This is a genomic window from Paenibacillus guangzhouensis, from assembly GCF_009363075.1.
Taxonomy (GTDB): domain Bacteria; phylum Bacillota; class Bacilli; order Paenibacillales; family Paenibacillaceae; genus Paenibacillus_K; species Paenibacillus_K guangzhouensis.
Window position 1 is genome coordinate 5,786,183 of the sequence record NZ_CP045293.1, and the last position, 19,353, is coordinate 5,805,535.

17 protein-coding genes are annotated in these 19,353 nt (G+C 50.2%); 15 read left to right on the forward strand and 2 right to left on the reverse strand.

Features of this window, described 5'->3' with window-relative positions; translation table 11 throughout:
* The first annotated feature begins 17 nt into the window (after positions 1–17).
* From GCU39_RS26135 to GCU39_RS26150, 4 genes are all read left to right on the forward strand, one after another.
* Entirely contained in the window at positions 18–707 is a 690-nt protein-coding gene (locus GCU39_RS26135) for a response regulator transcription factor (RefSeq protein ID WP_227793341.1), read from the forward strand.
* A complete protein-coding gene (locus tag GCU39_RS26140) occupies positions 704–2,458 on the forward strand; it encodes a sensor histidine kinase (protein WP_152396150.1) in 1,755 nt (584 codons plus the stop codon). The genes GCU39_RS26135 and GCU39_RS26140 overlap by 4 nt, the downstream gene beginning before the upstream one ends.
* A gap of 89 nt (positions 2,459–2,547) precedes the next feature.
* The gene (locus GCU39_RS26145) at positions 2,548–3,504 is read left to right on the forward strand and encodes a helix-turn-helix transcriptional regulator (RefSeq protein WP_152396151.1); all 957 of its coding nucleotides are present in this window, start codon (positions 2,548–2,550) and stop codon (positions 3,502–3,504) included.
* Between the two features lie 222 nt (positions 3,505–3,726).
* Positions 3,727–4,227, forward strand: coding sequence for a DinB family protein (locus GCU39_RS26150; protein ID WP_152396152.1), 501 nt, complete (start codon positions 3,727–3,729; stop codon positions 4,225–4,227).
* Positions 4,228–4,328: 101 nt separating this feature from the next.
* Here GCU39_RS26150 and GCU39_RS26155 read toward each other — a convergent pair whose 3' ends face one another.
* Entirely contained in the window at positions 4,329–4,853 is a 525-nt protein-coding gene (locus tag GCU39_RS26155; protein WP_193726631.1) for a hypothetical protein, read from the reverse strand.
* 146 nt (positions 4,854–4,999) lie between these two features.
* Here GCU39_RS26155 and GCU39_RS26160 point away from each other — a divergent pair, with 146 nt between their 5' ends.
* The 10 genes from GCU39_RS26160 to GCU39_RS26205 all read left to right on the forward strand — a co-directional run bounded on the left by GCU39_RS26160 (position 5,000) and on the right by GCU39_RS26205 (position 15,842).
* The gene (locus GCU39_RS26160; protein ID WP_152396154.1) at positions 5,000–5,629 is read left to right on the forward strand and encodes an NAD(P)-dependent oxidoreductase; all 630 of its coding nucleotides are present in this window, start codon (positions 5,000–5,002) and stop codon (positions 5,627–5,629) included.
* Positions 5,630–6,018: 389 nt separating this feature from the next.
* Positions 6,019–6,807, forward strand: a complete 789-nt coding sequence (locus GCU39_RS26165; protein WP_152396155.1) for a VOC family protein — start codon at positions 6,019–6,021, stop codon at positions 6,805–6,807.
* A 34-nt stretch (positions 6,808–6,841) separates the two neighbouring features.
* Positions 6,842–7,519: a GNAT family N-acetyltransferase gene (locus GCU39_RS26170; protein ID WP_152396156.1), complete on the forward strand. Its 678-nt coding sequence runs from the start codon at positions 6,842–6,844 to the stop codon at positions 7,517–7,519.
* 173 nt (positions 7,520–7,692) lie between these two features.
* A complete protein-coding gene (locus GCU39_RS26175) occupies positions 7,693–8,556 on the forward strand; it encodes a carbohydrate ABC transporter permease (protein ID WP_152396157.1) in 864 nt (287 codons plus the stop codon).
* 22 nt (positions 8,557–8,578) lie between these two features.
* Positions 8,579–9,445: a carbohydrate ABC transporter permease gene (locus GCU39_RS26180; RefSeq protein ID WP_152396158.1), complete on the forward strand. Its 867-nt coding sequence runs from the start codon at positions 8,579–8,581 to the stop codon at positions 9,443–9,445.
* A gap of 74 nt (positions 9,446–9,519) precedes the next feature.
* The gene (locus GCU39_RS26185; protein ID WP_152396159.1) at positions 9,520–10,701 is read left to right on the forward strand and encodes an efflux RND transporter periplasmic adaptor subunit; all 1,182 of its coding nucleotides are present in this window, start codon (positions 9,520–9,522) and stop codon (positions 10,699–10,701) included.
* Between the two features lie 44 nt (positions 10,702–10,745).
* Complete coding sequence (locus GCU39_RS26190) at positions 10,746–12,092, forward strand: ABC transporter substrate-binding protein (RefSeq protein ID WP_193726632.1); 1,347 nt, start codon at positions 10,746–10,748, stop codon at positions 12,090–12,092.
* A gap of 160 nt (positions 12,093–12,252) precedes the next feature.
* Positions 12,253–13,608, forward strand: coding sequence for an ABC transporter substrate-binding protein (locus GCU39_RS26195; protein WP_152396161.1), 1,356 nt, complete (start codon positions 12,253–12,255; stop codon positions 13,606–13,608).
* A gap of 194 nt (positions 13,609–13,802) precedes the next feature.
* On the forward strand, positions 13,803–14,918 hold the full coding sequence (locus tag GCU39_RS26200; RefSeq protein WP_152397436.1) for an alpha/beta hydrolase: 1,116 nt from the start codon (positions 13,803–13,805) through the stop codon (positions 14,916–14,918).
* Positions 14,919–15,095: 177 nt separating this feature from the next.
* Positions 15,096–15,842, forward strand: coding sequence for a PP2C family protein-serine/threonine phosphatase (locus GCU39_RS26205; RefSeq protein ID WP_152396162.1), 747 nt, complete (start codon positions 15,096–15,098; stop codon positions 15,840–15,842).
* A gap of 74 nt (positions 15,843–15,916) precedes the next feature.
* Here GCU39_RS26205 and GCU39_RS26210 read toward each other — a convergent pair whose 3' ends face one another.
* Positions 15,917–17,923, reverse strand: a complete 2,007-nt coding sequence (locus tag GCU39_RS26210; RefSeq protein WP_152396163.1) for a methyl-accepting chemotaxis protein — start codon at positions 17,921–17,923, stop codon at positions 15,917–15,919.
* A gap of 154 nt (positions 17,924–18,077) precedes the next feature.
* Between GCU39_RS26210 and GCU39_RS26215 the strand changes: the two genes are divergently transcribed.
* Entirely contained in the window at positions 18,078–19,277 is a 1,200-nt protein-coding gene (locus tag GCU39_RS26215) for an MFS transporter (protein WP_152396164.1), read from the forward strand.
* Positions 19,278–19,353 lie beyond the last annotated feature (76 nt).

Genomic DNA, 19,353 nt, shown 5'->3' on the forward strand with positions numbered 1-19,353 from the left:
ATCAGGAAGGAGATCGGATGATGGGAGAAGCGGACAAGTCGCCTGTTATTCTCATTGTAGATGATGAGCAGTTGATTCGGGAGCTCGTCGTAGATTATTTGAGTGATGAGGGTTATTTGGTATTGCAGGCGAAGAATGGCCGCGATGCCCTGAATCTATTACGTGAGCAAGCCGTGGATTTGGTCGTGCTGGATGTGATGATGCCGGGGATGAACGGGTTCGAGGTATGCGAAGAGCTGCGGACGTTCTCTTCCACGCTCGTCATCATGCTAACGGCCAAATCAGAAGATGAAGACAAGCTATCCGGGTATGAATGCGGCGTCGATGATTACGTGACGAAGCCCTTCAGCCCCAAGGTGCTCGCTGCCAAAATTAATGTGCTGTTGCAGCGATTTCGTGCATCGGATTTGGCGAGGGATGCTGGCGGGGATTTGTATTTCGTCATGGACGAAGCAGCGATGGAGCTTCGGATTGGCGGCGAGGTGATTGCGTTGTCCAGTAAGGAATTCGAACTTCTCGTCTATCTAGCCAAACATCCGAATCAAGTGTTGTCACGGGATAGTTTGTTGGATGCGATATGGGGATTTGATTATTACGGTGACGCAAGGGCGGTTGATACGAGCATCAAACGGCTGCGGCGCAAGCTGGGCGTGGAAGCGGAGCGGATCGTTACCGTGAGGGGAAGCGGGTATAAATATCAATCATGAAAAAATGGGGTTCTGGACGATTATCGACAAAAGTATATTGGACGACCGCGATTGGCTTCTTAGCGTTCGTCACGTTGTTCATGGTTCTACAGCTGTTGTTCTTCCAGCCTTATTCGCTCAAGGTACGCAGCTCGGAACTCGAGGATGATTTTCGCAGCATGTATGAACAGCTTCGGGATAACCCGATGGACGAGCGGTGGATGGAGGAGTTGGCTGATTTCGATGTGGCGCATTACTCGTTGACGGGCGTTGTTCATAAGCAAGGGTTGAATGTGGATGTGTATTTGGGGACGCGTGAGCTGAGGGCTGTTCCGTTGAAAAAGGCGAGGATTGGCGATGAGATGAAGGTGCAGATCATCATGGCGGATCCTTGGCAGAAGGTGACGCCTGCGCGACCCTTAACCCCTTCTACACCTGTGCATCCGGATGAGGAGTCGCAGAATAAATCTGCGCCTATCCGTACGGTTGCAGCGATTTCTTGGTACAGCTTGGATACATTGCGCCTGAATGATTTGTTGCAAGAGAAGCTCGCTGACATGCTGCAATCCCCAATGAGTGGAGGGATCACGGCGCAATTGTTCAATCAAGGCGTGGGCGTTGATTCGAACAAAGAGCGGGTGTGGGCGGCTATTGCCCCGCTCGAACAGGAGAACGGGCAGGAGCGTTACTTGGTCACGGTATCCACCTTAGAGCCCGTGTCGGATGCGGCGGCACTCTTAGGAGGCTTCTATCGTTATTTCTACATTGCGGCGGTCTTGCTATTGTTCGGATTTGCTTTTCTATTCAGCCGGATGATCTCGAATCCACTCGTGCAGCTCAATCATGCGGCTAAACGTCTTGCGAAATTGGATTTCTCCGTTCGTACGGATATGAAACGTCAGGATGAGATCGGGGAGCTCGCGCAGACTTTCGATTATTTGGCGACGGAATTACGGGATACGATGGGTGAGCTTCAGGAGGCTAACGATCAATTGCAGCAGGATATCGAGAAAGAGAAGCAGCTCGAGCGGATGCGCAAACGGTTCGTTGCGAATGTATCGCATGAGCTGAAGACCCCGATCAGCCTGATTCAGGGATATGCCGAAGCGCTTCGCGACAATGTAGGGCAAGGGGCGAAGCGGGATAAATATGCTTCAGTCATTATTCATGAATCGGAACGTATGTCGAGGCTGGTGAATGATCTGCTCGATCTCTCGCAGCTAGAGAGCGGTAAATTCCGCTTGCAATGGTCGGCCGTGCCGCTGCGAGAGCATATCTGCTTCGTACTTGGGACTTTGGAGCAGATTGTGAGTGATCGTATGCTTCGTCTTGAATGGCTATGCGCGGAGGAAGAGATTCTTGTGCGTTCGGATGCGCAGCGGTTGCAGCAGATTCTAACCAATGTGTTGACGAATGCCATTCGTTATACGGAGGCGGGCGATCGGATATATATCACAGTTCGTCCTGTATCCGACTCGATGGAAGGACATGACTTGAAGGTGCCTTCTGATGGTGGATCGCTGGGTTCCTGGGTTCAGGTCTCGATCTTCAATTCGGGTCCGTCGATCGGGGAAGAACATCTGCCGCACATATGGGATGCGTTCTATCGGCCGGACGAGTCCGGCAGCCGCGGCGATACCGGGAACGGCATTGGGTTGTCGATTGTGAAGCATTTGCTCGAGATGCATGGCAGTGAATACTCCATAGGTAATGTGGATGGAGGTGTTGAAGTGCGCTTCATGCTGCCAGTCATACCTCGATCGGAAGCATAGAGACGAGAACGTCCCTCATAGGATGTTATAGAGTGCTCGGTGTGAGCGGCTTGGCCGCAAGCGCTGCAGCGGTCCTAGGAGGGAATCAGATGAATCAAGCAGAACGTCGGTTGGCCTTGATTGGAGTGTTGCAGCGGAGCGGCATGCAGCGCGCCAAAGATTTGGCCGCTACATTTAGGACGAGCGCGCGAACCATTTATCGGGATGTCGATGCGCTAATTCATGCGGGCGTGCCGATTTACGGTGCGCCCGGACGAGGGTATGCGCTTGCGAATCAGGAGGCGCTTCCGCCAGTGAGCCTAACGGCCGAAGAGGCCTTAACGCTGCTGCTCGGCATCGATTGGATTGCAGGGCAGTTAGGGCCAGATTATCGTGCGGCTGCGGAACAGATCAGGGGGAAAGTGGAGGGCATTCTTCCGAGTGCGGTGAAGCGGAAAGCGGATCGCCAGCGTGCAGGGTTATTGCGAGCTTCCATTCATCCGCTGCATCAGGAGGAGACGCTTGGCGTGATGGCGCTGCTCAGGCAAGCGATTGTGAGGGAGACGACAGTGCGGTTCCGCTACGAACGGCGGGATCCTTATCCGGACGGCACCTTGGAGACGGTTCGATCGGTCGATCCTTACGGACTGGTCTTCGCGGCAGGTGCATGGAGTGTGATGGGGTATTGCCATCTTCGGCAAGGGATACGTCAATTCCATATTGATCGCGTGTTTGATTTGGTGCTGGAGCCGAGAATATTCACGCGGCCGCTTGATGTAGAATTTCATCGTCCAGCAGGCAAAAACCGTTCCATGGTGGTCATCGTGCGCTTCGCTGGTGATATGGGGCATGTTATTGCGGAAAGGCTCAGCCCGGATGTCACACGCATGCAGCGTACGGCAGACGGGTGGATCGTTACGCTCCATGTCAGCAGAATGGAGGATGCCTGCGCATGGATATTGAGCTGGGGCGTTGATGCGGAAGTGTTGGAGCCGGAGGAAGTGAAGGTAAGAATCGGCGAGACAGCGAGCGCGATGTTGAGTCGCTATAGTAGCGGGGCTCATTAGATTGATTGCTAGTGGCCCGATGTGGCAGGTGGTGCTGAGGACGAAATAACTGCAAAAAGGCAGTTAATTGAGCTGAGGTGGCACGATACGTGTGAAATAACTGCAAAAAAGCAGTTAATTGAGCTGAGATGGCGCGAAACCTGACACACATCTGTCAGTGTTCTCTGTGTATAGTAGGGGCAAGAAGAAGTTCATTGATGAAATTATGGGAGGTAATGAAGCATGTATCAATCGTTACAAAGTTTTATTGAGGAGTATCGACTCGAATCAGCTTCCACACAGAAAGTTCTTGATGCCTTGACGGATGCTTCACTGAAGCAGGAAGTAGCTCCGGGATATCGAACACTGGGTCAACTGGCGTGGCACCTCGTCCATAATGATGAGGGAATGCTGCTAGGGGCGGGGTTGAAGTTCGAAGCACCTGCAGCGAACGGTGAGCCACCAACGTCGGCTTCGGAGATCGCGGAGGCCTATCGGAAGGTAACAGCCGCATTGCTGCAAGCGTTAGAGTCGCAATGGTCGGATGCGAGCCTATTGGAGAAGAACAATATGTACGGTCAAGTCTGGCCGAATGGACTGACTTTGTACATTTATTTAAAGCATGAAATCCATCACCGGGGTCAGCTCACGGTCTTGATGCGTCAAGCCGGCCTACAAGTACCTGGCGTATACGGTCCATCCAAAGAAGAATGGGCAAGCATGGGCGTTGAAGCTCCAGTATAATTCAATAAATGCCAAAAGCGCGTCTTCCTTACGTTAGTAAGGATGGCGCGCTTTTTTTGAAATATCGCGTGTATAGGCCCCCACGTTGTGAGTGATCATAGTTACGCAATCTGAATAAACCCCGTGCCCCAGAATGGTTGACGCACATGTTCGCGCTTCTCTAAATAACCATTGTACGAAATTTGCAACCGATGATCTGATTGGACAGTTCCTTTGACGTAGTTCGTGACGAGTTTCTTGTCCTGGGTGGTTGTTACGGTGAGCCGTTCCGAGCGGTCGATAGAATGAATGAATTTTCTCCCCATGGAACCGCCGAACATCACTTCTTGCATCTGTACCGTAGCTGCTGCTCTTGCTATCGTGTCCTCTCCGAGATCAATGATGGCAGTAACTTGGAGTATTTTGTCCTCATTCTTCGCGGCTGAAGCTGGACCGAGATCGGTGATCTCCCATCTGGTAATGGGAATCGCATCTTCCGTGGAGACCACGGGAGATAGCATCTCACTGCTGGAATAGCTTGTATATTGAATTTCGTGGGACGACTGGCCCTTAGTGAAACAGAAGAGAAGGATAACGTTACCTAAAATTGAGTATAGTAAAACATCGTGTTCTCTACGTAATTTCAAGTCGGATCTCCTTTAACGAAGGGTATATTTTCCATTAATTGTATCAGAGGAGAAGTGTGTTGACAAAACATCTAAATGTAACTACAATGGTTACAGGTCGAAAAAATGAAACCGAGATTGTTACAATCCATGAGGAGGTTATTCATATGAAAATTGCAGTTGTAGGTGCGTCAGGTAAAGCAGGAAGCCGTATTGTGAAGGAAGCGTTGGATCGGGGCCATGAAGTGACGGCAATTGTGCGCGATGCGTCGAAGGTGTCTGGCAATGCAGCGGTGATCGAGAAAGCTGTATTCGATCTAACGGCAAGCGATCTTCAAGCGTTCGATGTTGTCGTCAATGCGTTCGGCGCAGCACCGGGACAAGAGCACTTGCACGTTGATGCTGGGAATGTACTCATCGCAGCGTTGAAAGGCTCGAACACACGCCTGATCGTCGTTGGTGGCGCAGGCAGCTTGTATGTGGATGAGGCGAAAACGTTGAAAGTGATGGATACGCCGGACTTCCCTGCGATTTACTTCCCGACAGCGTCCAACCAAGGCAAGAACCTGGACATTCTGAAGGAGACAACAGATCTGAAATGGACATTCATTAGTCCGTCCGCTCTATTCGCCCTAGGACAACGTACCGGTTCTTACGTGAAAGGAAAAGACCATCTGCTCGTGAACAGCAAAGGCGAGAGCTATGTCAGCTATGAAGATTACGCGGTCGCAGTGGTCGATGAAATTGAGCAGCCGCAACATATTGGTGAGCGATTTACCGTTGTGTCCGAATCCTAAAATAGGTTACAATAGAAATGATTACACCCCCGAAGGCCGAGGATATCGCAAGATGTCTTCGGTCTTCCTCTGTTCTACGAGAAAAACCGCCGGGTCCAATTGAGGATTCCAGCGGTTTTGTTGTATAGATGGTCGATCCGGTACGTAAGTTACATAAATTCGAGCGTGTAGCCGGTCTACAATTACGACCGTACGAATGCGGGCGCTATCGTTCACCCGATTGGCGGAGGGCAACACGATTACGATAAATAAGTTCCTCCTGCAAAAGTTGTAACGGGCCTCCGTCTTAAGCCTGAGAGTATATCTTCGCAAGATCCTTCCATTACCGGAGGTTCGCTAGAAATGGGGCTGGTAGAATAAGGGTATCCTACTTAAGGGAAGTGAACCTTATGATTACGCATTTCGCAGGACTTCGCCTAAATACTATGTCCATTCAAGGTGTGAAGCAATTTTACCATCATCAAATGGGGTTTCCGATACAGTCATCCTCGAAATATACAATCACGTTTCAACCTACGCCAGATCTAACCTTAGCATTCGAAGAGGTGCAGGAGCCGATATCACCCGCGCATTTTGCATTTGAGGTTCCTTATTCACAATTTGGGGCCCTTGTCGATCAACTGCAAGCGAGAGGGATCACGTTGTTAACATGGCCAGACGGGGAAGCGGTCAAAACGTTTGAGACAGGAGTGAATGTCTATTTTCGCGATGGGGACGGGAACATCTTGGAGCTGATTGCACATCATGATGTTCAGGAAGAGGCCATCAGCCCAAGCGGGGACTGGCAGATCCTCTACATGCGTGAGATAGGGATGCCTGCGGAGGATGTTCCTGCGCTGACGCGGTGGATGCGCGAGACGCTGCAGATGGGTGTCAGAGATGAATCCGATTGGTTCAACTTCGTCATCGGCGGAACGGCGCATGCGGTTGTCGTATCGACACAGCGACGCTGGATTCCGATCCAGATGATCGCTCTGCCGCCTCGAATGACTGTATCCTTCGGTGTCAGCGATCTGAACCAGCTCGCAGCCAGGATCGAGCCGGGACGCACGGATGAGATGATCCTGCTTAACACGGAGGACGAGTTCAAGATTCGTAAAGGCCTTTATACGTTCCGATTCGTTCGCACCACGCTCGCCCCGGATATCACGGATCGCCTAAATTTGCCTCATTTCTGATCCTGTTCTATGCTTATGAGGTAGGCTATCAATCATGATCAGAGGTGGAACTATTTGTAATCCATTAATCACAATTCGTCGTCAGGACATTCCTAGAGCTGCCGATGTGCTCGCGCAAGGCTTCGCCAAGAGCGATCCGTTGTACCGACACATTTTGCCGGACGAGGCGACGAGACTGCACGTGTTGAAGATCTTTTTCCATCGTTACTTGGAAATGCTGTATCCTTATTCCGATGTGCTCACGACATCAGACCATTATGAAGCGGTAGCGCTTGTCTTCCGTTCCGAACGTGAGGCGGAAACCTGGTTCTCGAAGATGAAATATAGGAAGCAGATTGTGATGGCTATCTTAAAATCGACGCCAATCTGCCGCATGATCGGGGTTCGCGGGTTTATCCGAGGCCTATCCATACTGAACCGTATGAGCTCTTCCTGGTTAAGCATGCTCGGGGACCAGGAATATATGCATCTGGACATGCTCGTCGTGCAGGAACCTTACCGTGGTCAAGGCTATGTATCCCGCATACTGAAGCCGCTGCTCGCCGAATGCGACGAGAGGAACATGCTGTGTACTTTGGAGACGCAGACACCGAGCAACCTTCCGATTTATGAACATTATCGATTCCGTACGCTGCAGGTCATTCCGCTGCAGGGCAGTACGCTCGAACAATACTGTATGATCTATTCGCCGCCGGGTGCGGCGTCCAAATAGAAAATGAAGACGTTTAGGATCCTGTTAGAGGACTTAAACGTCTTTTTTGTTCGCCAAAAGCATGAATCTTCCGGTTGCCACAGAGGTGACACATACGGGTGCTAGGATAGCTCTTGTACCAACGAGGCAATGCAAAATGAGGCTTCAAGTCATGGAGTAACGGAGGAGAAGTTATGCGTTATACACGTCGAGCGCGCCAAGAGATATATGTTGCGCTGCTCTTTCTAGTCCCGAGCTTGGCGGGCTTTGCGATTTTTTACTTGATCCCTTTCGTGGAGAGTGTCGGAACGTCTTTTCAGTCGGGATCGGGCGGTTTCACATTAGATCAGTATGATGCTGTGCTGGGGAGCAGTTCCTTCCGCAATGCGGCGGGGAATACGATCTGGTTCACATCGATTAGCGTTCCGCTCATTGTGATCTTATCCTTGCTCATTGCCATGTGGCTGAATCAGAAGGTGTATATACGGAATGCCTTGCGAACAGCTTACGTGCTGCCGCTAGTCGTGCCCGTCGCTTCCATCGTGTTGTTGTGGCAGATCACCTTCGATTGGAACGGTGCACTGAATTCCATCCTCTCCTACTTCGGTGTTGAACGCATCGATTGGATGAAGACGAATTGGTCCGGGACGGTCGTCATTCTGATGTACATTTGGAAGAACCTCGGCTACAACGTCATTTTGTTCCTTGCGGGGCTTCAGAACATCCCGGCTTCGTATTATGAGACGGCGGACTTGGAGGGAGCGGGGAAGGCGCGGCAATTTTTCGGGATCACCGTAATCTATCTGATCCCTACGACATTCCTTGTCATCTTGATGTCGATCTTGAATTCCTTCAAGGTGTTCCGAGAGACATATCTGCTCGCAGGCGATTACCCGCACGAGCGGATTTATTTTCTGCAGCATTACATGAATAACATGTTCGTCTCCTTAGATATGGAGAAGTTGTCCGCGGCAGCGGTCATTATGGCGGTTGGGATTCTTGGGATCGTCGGCATGCTGTTCCAGATTGAACGCCGATTCCGTTCCTTCATGGAATAAGAGAGGGGAGATCGTAGACACCATGCGAAAAATAAGATTATCAAGTACACTGCCCATGCTGCGGACGTTGTTCCTTGCATCGCTAGCGCTGATTATGGTGACGCCGATCGTGCTGACCGTCATTAATTCATTCATGACCGAGCGTGAGATTACAGCCAATTATGCTTCATTAGGACAGACATCGATGCGAACGTGGGTCACACTGAAGCTGATCCCGGATTGGGTATCCTTTGATCAATATATGACATTGCTGATCAGAACACCGGAGTTTCTGCGAATGTTCTGGAATTCGGTCGGGTTGGTTGTGCCGATCATTGTGGGACAGCTCATCTGTGCTTCCCTCGCTGCTTTTGCCTTCGCTAAGCTGCGGTTCCCAGGCAGAGACCCCTTATTCTTCATTTATTTGATTACATTGATGCTGCCGTTCCAGGTCACGCTGGTACCGAACTATATGATGGTCGATCGTCTAGGGCTGCTCAATCATATGGGGTCGATTATCCTGCCGGGGATATTCGCGCCTTTCGGCGTGTTCCTGCTCAGACAATTCATGATTAATATCCCCTCGGGGTACATGGAGGCGGCGAGGATCGACGGTGCGAGCGCACTCAGAATCTTCCTGCAGATCATCCTTCCGATGGTTCGACCAGGGATTGCGGCGCTCGTTGTTCTTTTATTTGCGGATTATTGGAATATGGTGGAGCAGCCGCTCATCTTCCTGCAGGAGGCAGCGCTTCAACCGTTGTCCTTATTCCTGACGACCATTCAGAAGGGAGCGTTCGGGGTCAGCTTCGCGGCTTCGACGCTGTATATGATTCCGATGGTATTGCTCTTCTTATATGCCGAACCGCATTTCGTGGAAGGGATTGAGATGTCAGGGATTAAAGGTTAGATTGCTGGAACAGTGATAGACAGAGATATAAGGTTAGCGGAATACATCGTGATGAAAATGAGGAGGAGTTCAATATGGGGGCACGGAGGAATAAGGTGATCCTGACCATAACCGTCATCTTCTTAAGCGTGATGGCCATCTTGGCATTCTTAAGCAATACGATTTCAGCGGCGATGCTGCCGAAGGTGACGACGGAGCGCGCATCGGTGCAGGAACTTGAGGTATCCTTGTCCGGCCGAGGGACACTGCAACCGAAGGAAAAGGCAGATGTCATGTCGGATACCGGGTTTGAGATCACAGACATGAGAGTCAAAGAAGGCGACCATGTGAAGCGGGGACAAGTATTGTTCACCTTGGACGCAACGGATTTGAAGGATCAGATCGCGGACGAGCGTACACGACTGCAGCAGGCGGGACTGGGGACGAAGGCCCTGCAGCAGGCCTTTATCGATGCGCAGCTGACGGGAGACCCTGTCGCGATTGATAAGGCGAAACGAGATCTTGAGAATGATCGCCTGAATCGTATTCTATCGGAGCGGAAGATCGCACGGATGGAGAAGGAGTTAGTAGAGAAGAGCCGAATCAAGGCGCCATTCGACGGTGTCATCCAAAAAGTAAATGCGAAAAAAGGAGATACAGCTGCAGCAGGCAAGGCGCTGGCTAGCGTCATGAATACTTCGGCAGGCTATCAATTCTCATTCACAGTCTCGGAAGGCGAAGCTTCGATTCTGGCGGTCGATGAGAAGATCGCGGTGCGCGTGAAGCAGCCGGGCGGCAAAGAGATATCCATCCAAGGGAAGGTATCGGACATGAGTGATGCGTCTTCGAGTTCAGGCGATGCGGGCAATGCGGGCTCCGGCATAACATTGGGAGGCTCCAAGGGCGATAGCGGAGGAGCAGGTCAAGGGAGTCAAGAAGACAGTGGGTCGAAAATGAAGATCACCATCGAGGTGAATGATCCGAAGCTGCATGGAGGTGAATCTGTCAGCGTGAGCAAATCGAAGTCTTTAGGTGAGAAAGGGATCGTGATTTCTAAAGACCGACTCAAAAAAGATGCCGACGGCTCGTATTTGTTGATTGTTCGAACGAAGAAAAGTCCGCTAGGTAACAGCTATGTCGCGGAGAAGGCCAGAGTGCGGCTGGGAGCGGAGACGAAGGACAAGGTCATCGTAGCCCAAGGGCTTAATTCGGATGATGACATCATTGTTGAGACCAGTGAGCCGCTGCAAGATGGCAATGAGGTTCGCGTGAAATAGAGATGAACGGCAATCGAACATTCGAAGAGAGAGGAGACAAAGCTATGAAATTCAAACCATGGGGATGCGTTGGTCTTGCGGGGGTGATTCTACTGTCGGGCTGCAGCGGCGGGAAGGAAGCGGCAAGTCCCAAAATGTCCGATGACGGCAAGAAGATCGTCGTTGTCGGAACGAAAGGTTCGACGAGGTTCCTGCAGGAGGCGGAGAAGAAGTTCGAAGCCGCACATCCGGATATCGATATTCAGCTCAAAAAATACGGGACGCCCGAGAAGAAGAACGATGGCGGCGGTATGCAGGTCGCACCCGAGATGACGCAAGAAGAGTATGATCGGCTTATTCAACAGATTAATACAGAGGTGTTGTCTGGCAAAGGTCCGGATGTGATCGATACGACAGGTTTATCGTTAGGCGTCTATGCGAATAAAGGCGCGATTGAGGATCTGCATGAACGAATGAAGAAGGATAGCAGCTTCAAACCGTCGGATTATTACGAAGGCATCTGGCAAGCTTCCGAGATCAATGGCGGGCTCTATGCGCTGCCGACTAGCTTTTTTATCGAGAACATGATGGTTGATACGAGGAAGCTTCAGCAAGCTGGCGTGAAGCTGGATGACACTAAGTGGACGTGGAAGGATTTCTTCGATATTGCGATTAAAGTCAAGGCGTCGTCGAATGACGAAGTATACGCGCTGGGTTCGAATAGCCCGAAGGGCGACCTGCTCTTCTCTATCGTCGAATCGGAATATGACCGATACGTTCAGCACGATCAGAAGACGGCGAACTTCGATTCCGACGAGTTCAGGCAACGGATGCAGCAAGTGAAGGACTTGTATGATCAAGGATTTATAACGCAAGACATCGGAGATAAGGACAAATTGATCTTCTCACAGAATACGATGTCCAATTCGGGACTGCTCGCTGTCATGACCTATTTACCGGGCTGGAAGAGCATACTTCCTCCGACGGAAGCGGGCGGTGCTGCAGGGCCATCTTTCAAAGCGTATGGCGGATTTGCGATCAATGCGAAATCCGGTGTGAAGGATGAGGCCTGGGCATTCATGAAGTTCTTGCTCTCGCCGGAGATGCAGCAGTCTTCAGAGTTCATTGGTATTCCGATGTTGAAGGAACTCGTGAAGGCACAGTTCGAAGAAAGCAAGAAATTGGCTGCGAACAAAGACGCATTCATTCAAATCGATGATGCGGATGCCTTCAATCAACATGTCGATGGCATGCTATCGCTGCTCGATCAACCAGGCAAACCATTCGCGATGGATCCGAAGATTCAATCGATGATGAGAGAGGAATTCGATACGTTTATGGTGGGCCAGAAATCCGCAGAAGAAGTGAGCAAGCTCATCCAAAGTCGCGTAACGACGTATTTGAACGAATAAAAGGATAGGTTTTTCCAAGAGACGGGGTTGTCCGAATGAGGGCGACCCCGTTTTTTGCCATGTATATACGTGTTCAGATCATTGCCACAGAGGTGACACATTGGGGTGCTAAGATGCTGTATATGAAGATAGAGTTCAGTGCACAGGAGGTAGGAGTAAGATGAAGATGAAGTTCAAATCTTGGGGATTCCTTGGGTTAGCGGGGATGATTGTGTTAGCTGGCTGCAGCGGTGGCAAGGAAGCAGGACCTAAAATGACCGATGACGGCAAGAAGATCGTCGTTGTTGGTACAGCGGGATCGACGCGCTTCTTGGAGGAGGCCGAGAAGGCTTTTGAGGCCAAGCACCCGGATATCGATATTCAGATTAAGAAATATGGACCGGAAGAGAAGAAAAATGACGGCGGCGGCATGCAGGCAGGTCAGGTGCTCACACGTGATGAATATGATCAGTTCATTTCGCGACTGAATACGGAAGTATTATCAGGCAAAGGTCCGGATCTGATGGATACGACGGGATTATCCCTTGGCGTTTACGCGAACAAAGGCGCGGTTATCGATCTTCATGACCTGATGAAGAAGGACCAAGAATTTAAGGCCTCTGATTATTACGAAGGATTATGGAAGGCGACCGAGATCGATGGGGGATTGTATGCCCTGCCAACGAACTATTTCGTGAACACGATGATGGTAGATCAGAAGCGCCTCGATCAAGCGGGTGTGAAGCTGGATGACACCAAGTGGACGTGGAACGATTTCTTCGATATCGCGGACAAGATCAAGAAATCCTCTAGCGATGAAGTGTATGCATTAGGAACAAACGGACCGAAGGGTGAACTGCTCTATTCGATCGTCGAGGCGGATTACAAGCGATATGTCCAGCATGAGAAGAAGACAGCGAACTTCGATTCGGATGAATTTAGACAAATGATGCAGCATGTCAAAGATCTGTACGACAAAGGCTTCATTACGAATTATGACGGATCTCTCGATAAATTAATGTTCACGCAAAATACGTATATTACACCGGACATGCTGGCTGCGTTCACCTATACAAAGGGATGGAAGAGTATACTGCCGCCGACCTCTGAGGGGTCATCTTCGGGCTTGTCGTTCCAACCGATGGGTTCATATTCGATCAATGCGAAATCCGGCGTGAAGGATGAAGCATGGCAGTTCATGAAGTTCATGCTCTCCCCGGAGATGCAGCAGTCGCCAGAGCTTGGCGGTATTTCGATGCTGAAAGAGCAGGTGAACGCGAAATTCGATGAACTGAAGCAGCAAGTGCAAGATGGAACGTCGCAAATGGCTGTGAAGATTGATGATCCACAAGACTTCGCACGCCATGTCGATGAGATGAAAGCCTTGCTGAACAATACAGGCCAACCATCAGCGATGGACCCGAAGATTCGTACGATTATTAGCGACGAGTTCAAGACGTTTATGGATGGTTCGAAATCTGCCGATGAGGTCAGTAAGTTGATTCAAAGCCGCGTAACAACGTACTTGAACGAGTAGTCAAAAAGGATAGAGACGTCTCTAAACGCATGAATGTGATTAGGAGGCGTCTTCTTGCATTGTCTAAAGATCTTAAAAATCAGCCCTATTTTGATTAAAAAAGAGGAAGTTCTGCCTGATGAGAGGGTTGTATAATGGATCGTAAGAAAGCGTTAACTTCATGCGTTGATGATAGATCGAAGGAGATGGCGAACATGGTCAAGAACGAAGGGTATGAACAATGGGTCAAGTCCTTGCAGGAACGTACAGAAGTCGTGAATCGAGAAGGCTTGGAGGTCATCGTCAAGAAACTGCCGGATTCAGATAACGTCGGCGAGCTGGATCCCCGCGTCTTCCAGGTGAATGTGGAAGCTGCGAAGGCGAGGGAAGGATTCCAGTTCCCGGATCCGAGCCAGTTGGATATGGTAAGCTTCGCATTCATGATGCGCAAAATTATGGGCTGGGATAACTTCGATGTTACGACGTCAGACATTCGCACGGAAGCAAGAATGATTCCAGGAACAGATGTCGAAGTCCCGGTTCGGATCTATACGCCGGCATCTGCAGTTGGAAAGCTCGTGCCGGCCATGATCTTCTTCCATGGCGGCGGATTCATGGGCGGTACGCTCGATGTGGTCGAGAATCCATGCAAAGTGGTCGCAGAACGCGCGGAAGCGGTCGTTGTGAGCGTAGACTATCGACTTGCGCCTGAGCATGCATACCCTGCGGGCTTAACCGATTGCTTCGACGTCGTGAAGTGGGTCTATGCAAATGCGGAGTCGATCGGCGTCAATCGGGAGCAAATCGCGGTCAGCGGGGATAGCGCAGGAGGGAATCTAGCAACCGTCTGCGCGATGAAGGATCGGGATCAAGGCACGGACATGATTAAATACCAGGCATTAATATATCCAACGACGAATATGGCAGGCACGACGACAGATGACTTCGAATGGACGATTGATCAATATACGATCAACAATCATCAAGAATTGATTATGGGCGGATTGATGGGGATGGGCGGCTCGACTAAAATGCTGGAGCAGGTCTATGTTCAAGGCAACGAGCAGGTTGAACACCCGTACTTGTCGCCACTGCTAGCTGAAGATCTAAGCGGTATGCCGGAAGCCCTCGTCATCTCGGCGGAATACGATTATCTGCGTCTCGAGAACGAGGCTTATGCGAGAAAGCTGGAGCGCGCTGGCGTGAAGACGACATGCATACAGTACAGCGGCATGGACCACGCGTTTATGGATAAAATGGGGCAATACCCCCAAGCCGAGGATTGTATGAATGAGATTGCGAAAGGCATCAAACGCGTATTCGCATCCTAGAGACCTGAACCTTCAAGTTCACGTGAAAAGACGTGAACTTGAAGGTTTCTCTGTATCGGGATAAGATTCTACATCGTCACGTACTTATTTGTCGTTCGAATAGGACGAATGTCATAAATGTGTCGTCCAACTAATAAGGTAATGTATTGGTGGAGTTCGAATTAGGAGGGTTGCCCTTTGCGATGGATATCTGCAGCACGGTCGAGTGCGGGTGGAAGGTCACAGAATGAGGACAGCTTGTTGGAATGGATACGGGACGGCAAGGAATGCTATATCGTCGCCGATGGCAAGGGCACTCATCGTGGAGGTGAAGTGGTCTCTTCTATGGTGACGAGTTCATTTGCGACAGCGTTTGCTGCGGCTGAACCTCTAAACCATGCGAGTCTGACCAAGGTGCTGCTGCAAACGCATGACGAAGTGAGACGGGCACAGCAGGGCATTCCTACCTTGTCACAGCTGAGCTCGACGGTTGTAGCGCTGTGTCGGCAGGGTGAGATCGTGTACTGGGGCCACGTCGGCGACTCCAGATTGTACCATCTGCGCGAAGGGCGGATTATCGAGCACACACGGGATCATAGCGTATGCCAATCACTTGTGGATCGCGGCGAGATCATGCTGCAGGATATTCGGTTCCATGAGGATCGAAGCCAGCTTTTATGCGGCATCGGAATGACGGGCGAGCTGCATGAGGAAGTCTTGCAGAAGCCCTGTGCGGTACAGCCGGGTGATGCTTTTCTGCTCTGCTCGGACGGATGGTGGGAATATGTGATTGAACCGGAGATGGAAATTGACTATTTGAAGTCTCAGACACCAGTGGAATGGCTGTCGCGCATGGAAGAGCGAATCGTGAAGCATGCGCAGGTCGATCATGACAACTATTCAGCCATCGCTGTCTGGGTGGAATCGGAACCGACACGTGAATAAGAACATACCAAAAACCGCCTGACAGAAACGCAGCAAGTGGCGTTATCAGGCGGTTTTTCAATGGATGAAATCGATTATACTTTGAACTTGCTGACCATTTCCTGAAGCTCGTTCGCCATGCTGCTAAGCGACTCCGAAGCGGAGAGGATCTCCTCCATAGCATGATGTTGATCGTTCGCAGACTGCGAGATCCCGCTGAGCTTGTTGGCGGAGTCCTTCACGATAACGGACATCTCATGCGCGGAAGCGGACACTTCTTCTGTTCCGGCCGAGATTTGTTCAGTCACAGCAGATACCTCTTGAATCTGATCGTTGACATGCTGGACGGAGCGCTGAATGCGTTCGAAGGTTGTGCCCAGTTTCTCGACTTGCACGACACTCATATCGACTTCCGTTAGACCTTCCTTCATCGATGCTGCAGCGTGGTTGATCGATTTGAGTATCTCGTGAATATGGCTTGAGATATGGTGGGTGGCATGTCCTGTCTCTTCCGCCAGTTTGCGCACTTCACCCGCGACCACAGCGAATCCCCTGCCATGTTCACCGGCACGCGCCGCTTCGATGGATGCATTCAATGCTAACAAGTTGGTCTGATTGGCAATCTCGGAAATGAGTTGAACCGTCTGTTGAATCGCCTGCGACTTCGTCTCGAGTGATTGGACGAGGGATGCTGTATTCGCGACGGTATGACTCATCTTGGCCATTTGATCTTTGGCTTGCAGAATGTCCTGATTGCCGATCACGACCTCATCGACGACGGATAGTGCCGTATCTGCGACGGTGGAAGCTGAGACAGTAATCGTCTGAATGCCCGTTGCCATCTCTTCCATGGCAATGCTGGTCTGTTCTGAACCTTGGACTTGAATTTCCGAACCCCGAACGATGTCACCCACGGATTGTACAATATGCTCAGATGATTGCGTCGAATCGTTCGCGATTGCGGTCAACTCCTCGGAAGAAGCAGCAACATGCTCTGTTGTCACTGTAATTTTGCGAATCATTTCCGCAAATGCGCCGAGCATCGCATTAATATTTTCCTTGGCCTTCTCGAGCTCGTCTCGACCCTTCACCTGCAGTTTAAGCGTTAGATCGCCTTCCGCTACTTTCGTCATCATATTGGAGATATCAAGAATCGGTCTTGTCATGTATGAAGCGACGTATACGGCAAGGATGGATATGACGATAGCCGAGATCAAGATCACGAGGAACGCTTTGAACTGGATTTGCTTCACGCTTTGATAGATCTCATCCTCGGGCGCTGTCACAATCAGCTTCCATCCTGAAGCTTCAATCGTTGAGTAGGCGGCGGATTTCGTGCCTTCCTTCTCCGGGTAGGATAGATTTCCATGTTCATCTTTGAACACGGTATTTTCGAAGGTGGAGACCTTGTCCGGTAATGCGAATTCTTTGAAATCTTTGCTGACTTTCTTCTCGTCCGGATGCGCGATATAAATGCCGCCCTCTGACAAGAGATAAGCGTAACCAGAGTCGCCTAATTTGATGCTCTTAATTCGCTCCAGCAGCGTGCTTGCATCGATTTCTGGTTGAATCGCGCCGACAAATTCGCCTTGGTCGTTCAGGATAGGGATTTCGAGAAATATTGTATATTTTTTAGAGATGGAATTCATATAGACATTGGATACCATTACTTTTTTATCTTTGATGACTTGCATGACATTGTCGAATTTCGTTCCATCCAACTTATCGCCGTTGGTATCGGTAAGCTGAGCGTTGCGATCGATGAACGTGATGACACTGACATCAGGGTCGCTCTGCTCGACCAAGGTCAATTTCGAGAGAATGTCGCTAACGTTGCCTTGCTTAAAGTCAGGGTTTTTCTGAATCAGCTCTTGAATCGAGTCGATTTTCCCACCGATCCAAGCATTAATGAAGTCGGCACCAATCTGAGCCGCTAGCGACTGTTCTTGAATGACCTTTTCTTTAAGCTTAGCAGTGGATTGTACGCTGAGAATGAATGTTAAGGTAATCATCGGAATTAACGAGAGTAATAGGAAAATGGCGATGAATTTTACTTTCAGGATGCTCAATTTACCTACCCATTTCTTTAAACCTTTTATCATGGTGTGTTCTCTCCTTCATGTCTAGTTGGTCACGTCGATATTGCGTTTCGCGGCTCTAATAGTAAATCATCGGAAAATGTCTGCCATTTTTGTAGTTATTTTTGGATGAAATTTGGTAAGATGGGGACATGGTTGTTGAAAAGGAGGTCGTAGCATGAGAGTCTTTGCATTTGCTTCGTACGTACTATATTTTCTGGCAGGGCTCGTCATTACGACGATCGGTTCGGTCATGCCGCAATTGCTCGCCCATTATAACCAATCGTATACCGTCGGTGGACAGATGGTATTCGTTAGCGCCGTTGGATTTATCGCAGGGGTGCCGATCTCTGCTGTGCTGATGCGCCTGCTCCGCAAGGAGAAGTACGTGATCGCGCTCGCCGCATTTGTAATTGCTGTTGCGCAGTTTAGCATTTGGACGCTTCCATCCTTCGAATGGGTGATCGTCTTGAATTTCTTGAATAGTATCGGTGCATCGGCGATTGAAGTGATCGTCGCGACACTGATGATGGAGGTATTCGTTGGCCGGCGTGCGGTTGTAATGAGCTATCTCGAGGTTTCGTTTGGGGTGGGGGCGTTATGCATGCCGTTGATTGCGAGTGTCCTCATCGCGAATGATGTGTGGTCTTATGCCTTTTTCGTCACGGCCTGCTTAGGTCTTGTGATGGCGATTCTATGGTGCGTGATTCACTTCTCGAAGGAAGGAGTCGATGTATCGGAATCGTTGGATGCCAGCATTGATCCGCCGCCTTCCTTCTCGAGCAAGCGGATGAAGCAGACGATCCTCCTCGCCTTTGTCTTGATGATCTTCATGTATAGCGGTATGGAGGGAAGTCTGAATAATTTCATGTCATCCATCTTCATTACACATCTAGGAGCAACGCCATATTCTGCTTCGCTTAGCATCGGAATATATTGGATTGCCATGGTGATTGGCAGAGCGGCGACGGGGTGGATTATTCGTAAAGTTAATTACGCGCAATTCCTGCGTTGGAGCATGCTCGGGACGCTAGCGGCCCTCATCATCTTCATGATGTGGCGAGAAGCGGTTGTGGGCTACGTGCTTGTGATGCTGATGGGACTAACCATGTCGGGGGTCTATTCGATTACGATGGTGTATGCGAATCATACGTTCCCGGGGATGGCACGGCTGGTCACAAGTCTCATTACCGCCTTCGCAGGATTCGGGGCAGCGGTGTTCCCGGCCTTGATCGGGTATGCCATGGACCATACCGGAACGGCCTCTGCGATCGGGTATATTGCCGTATTCGCTGTGGTCTATCTCGTGATGTTGCTAGGGGTAGGGCGATTCTATCATAGGCAATCCACCCTGGTGACGCAGGAATCGAGTGCATAAAGATTGATCAATCGACAATCTGTAATTATAATAGTTACAGGAATAACAGTAACAAAAGATATTGGAGTGTAAAGTA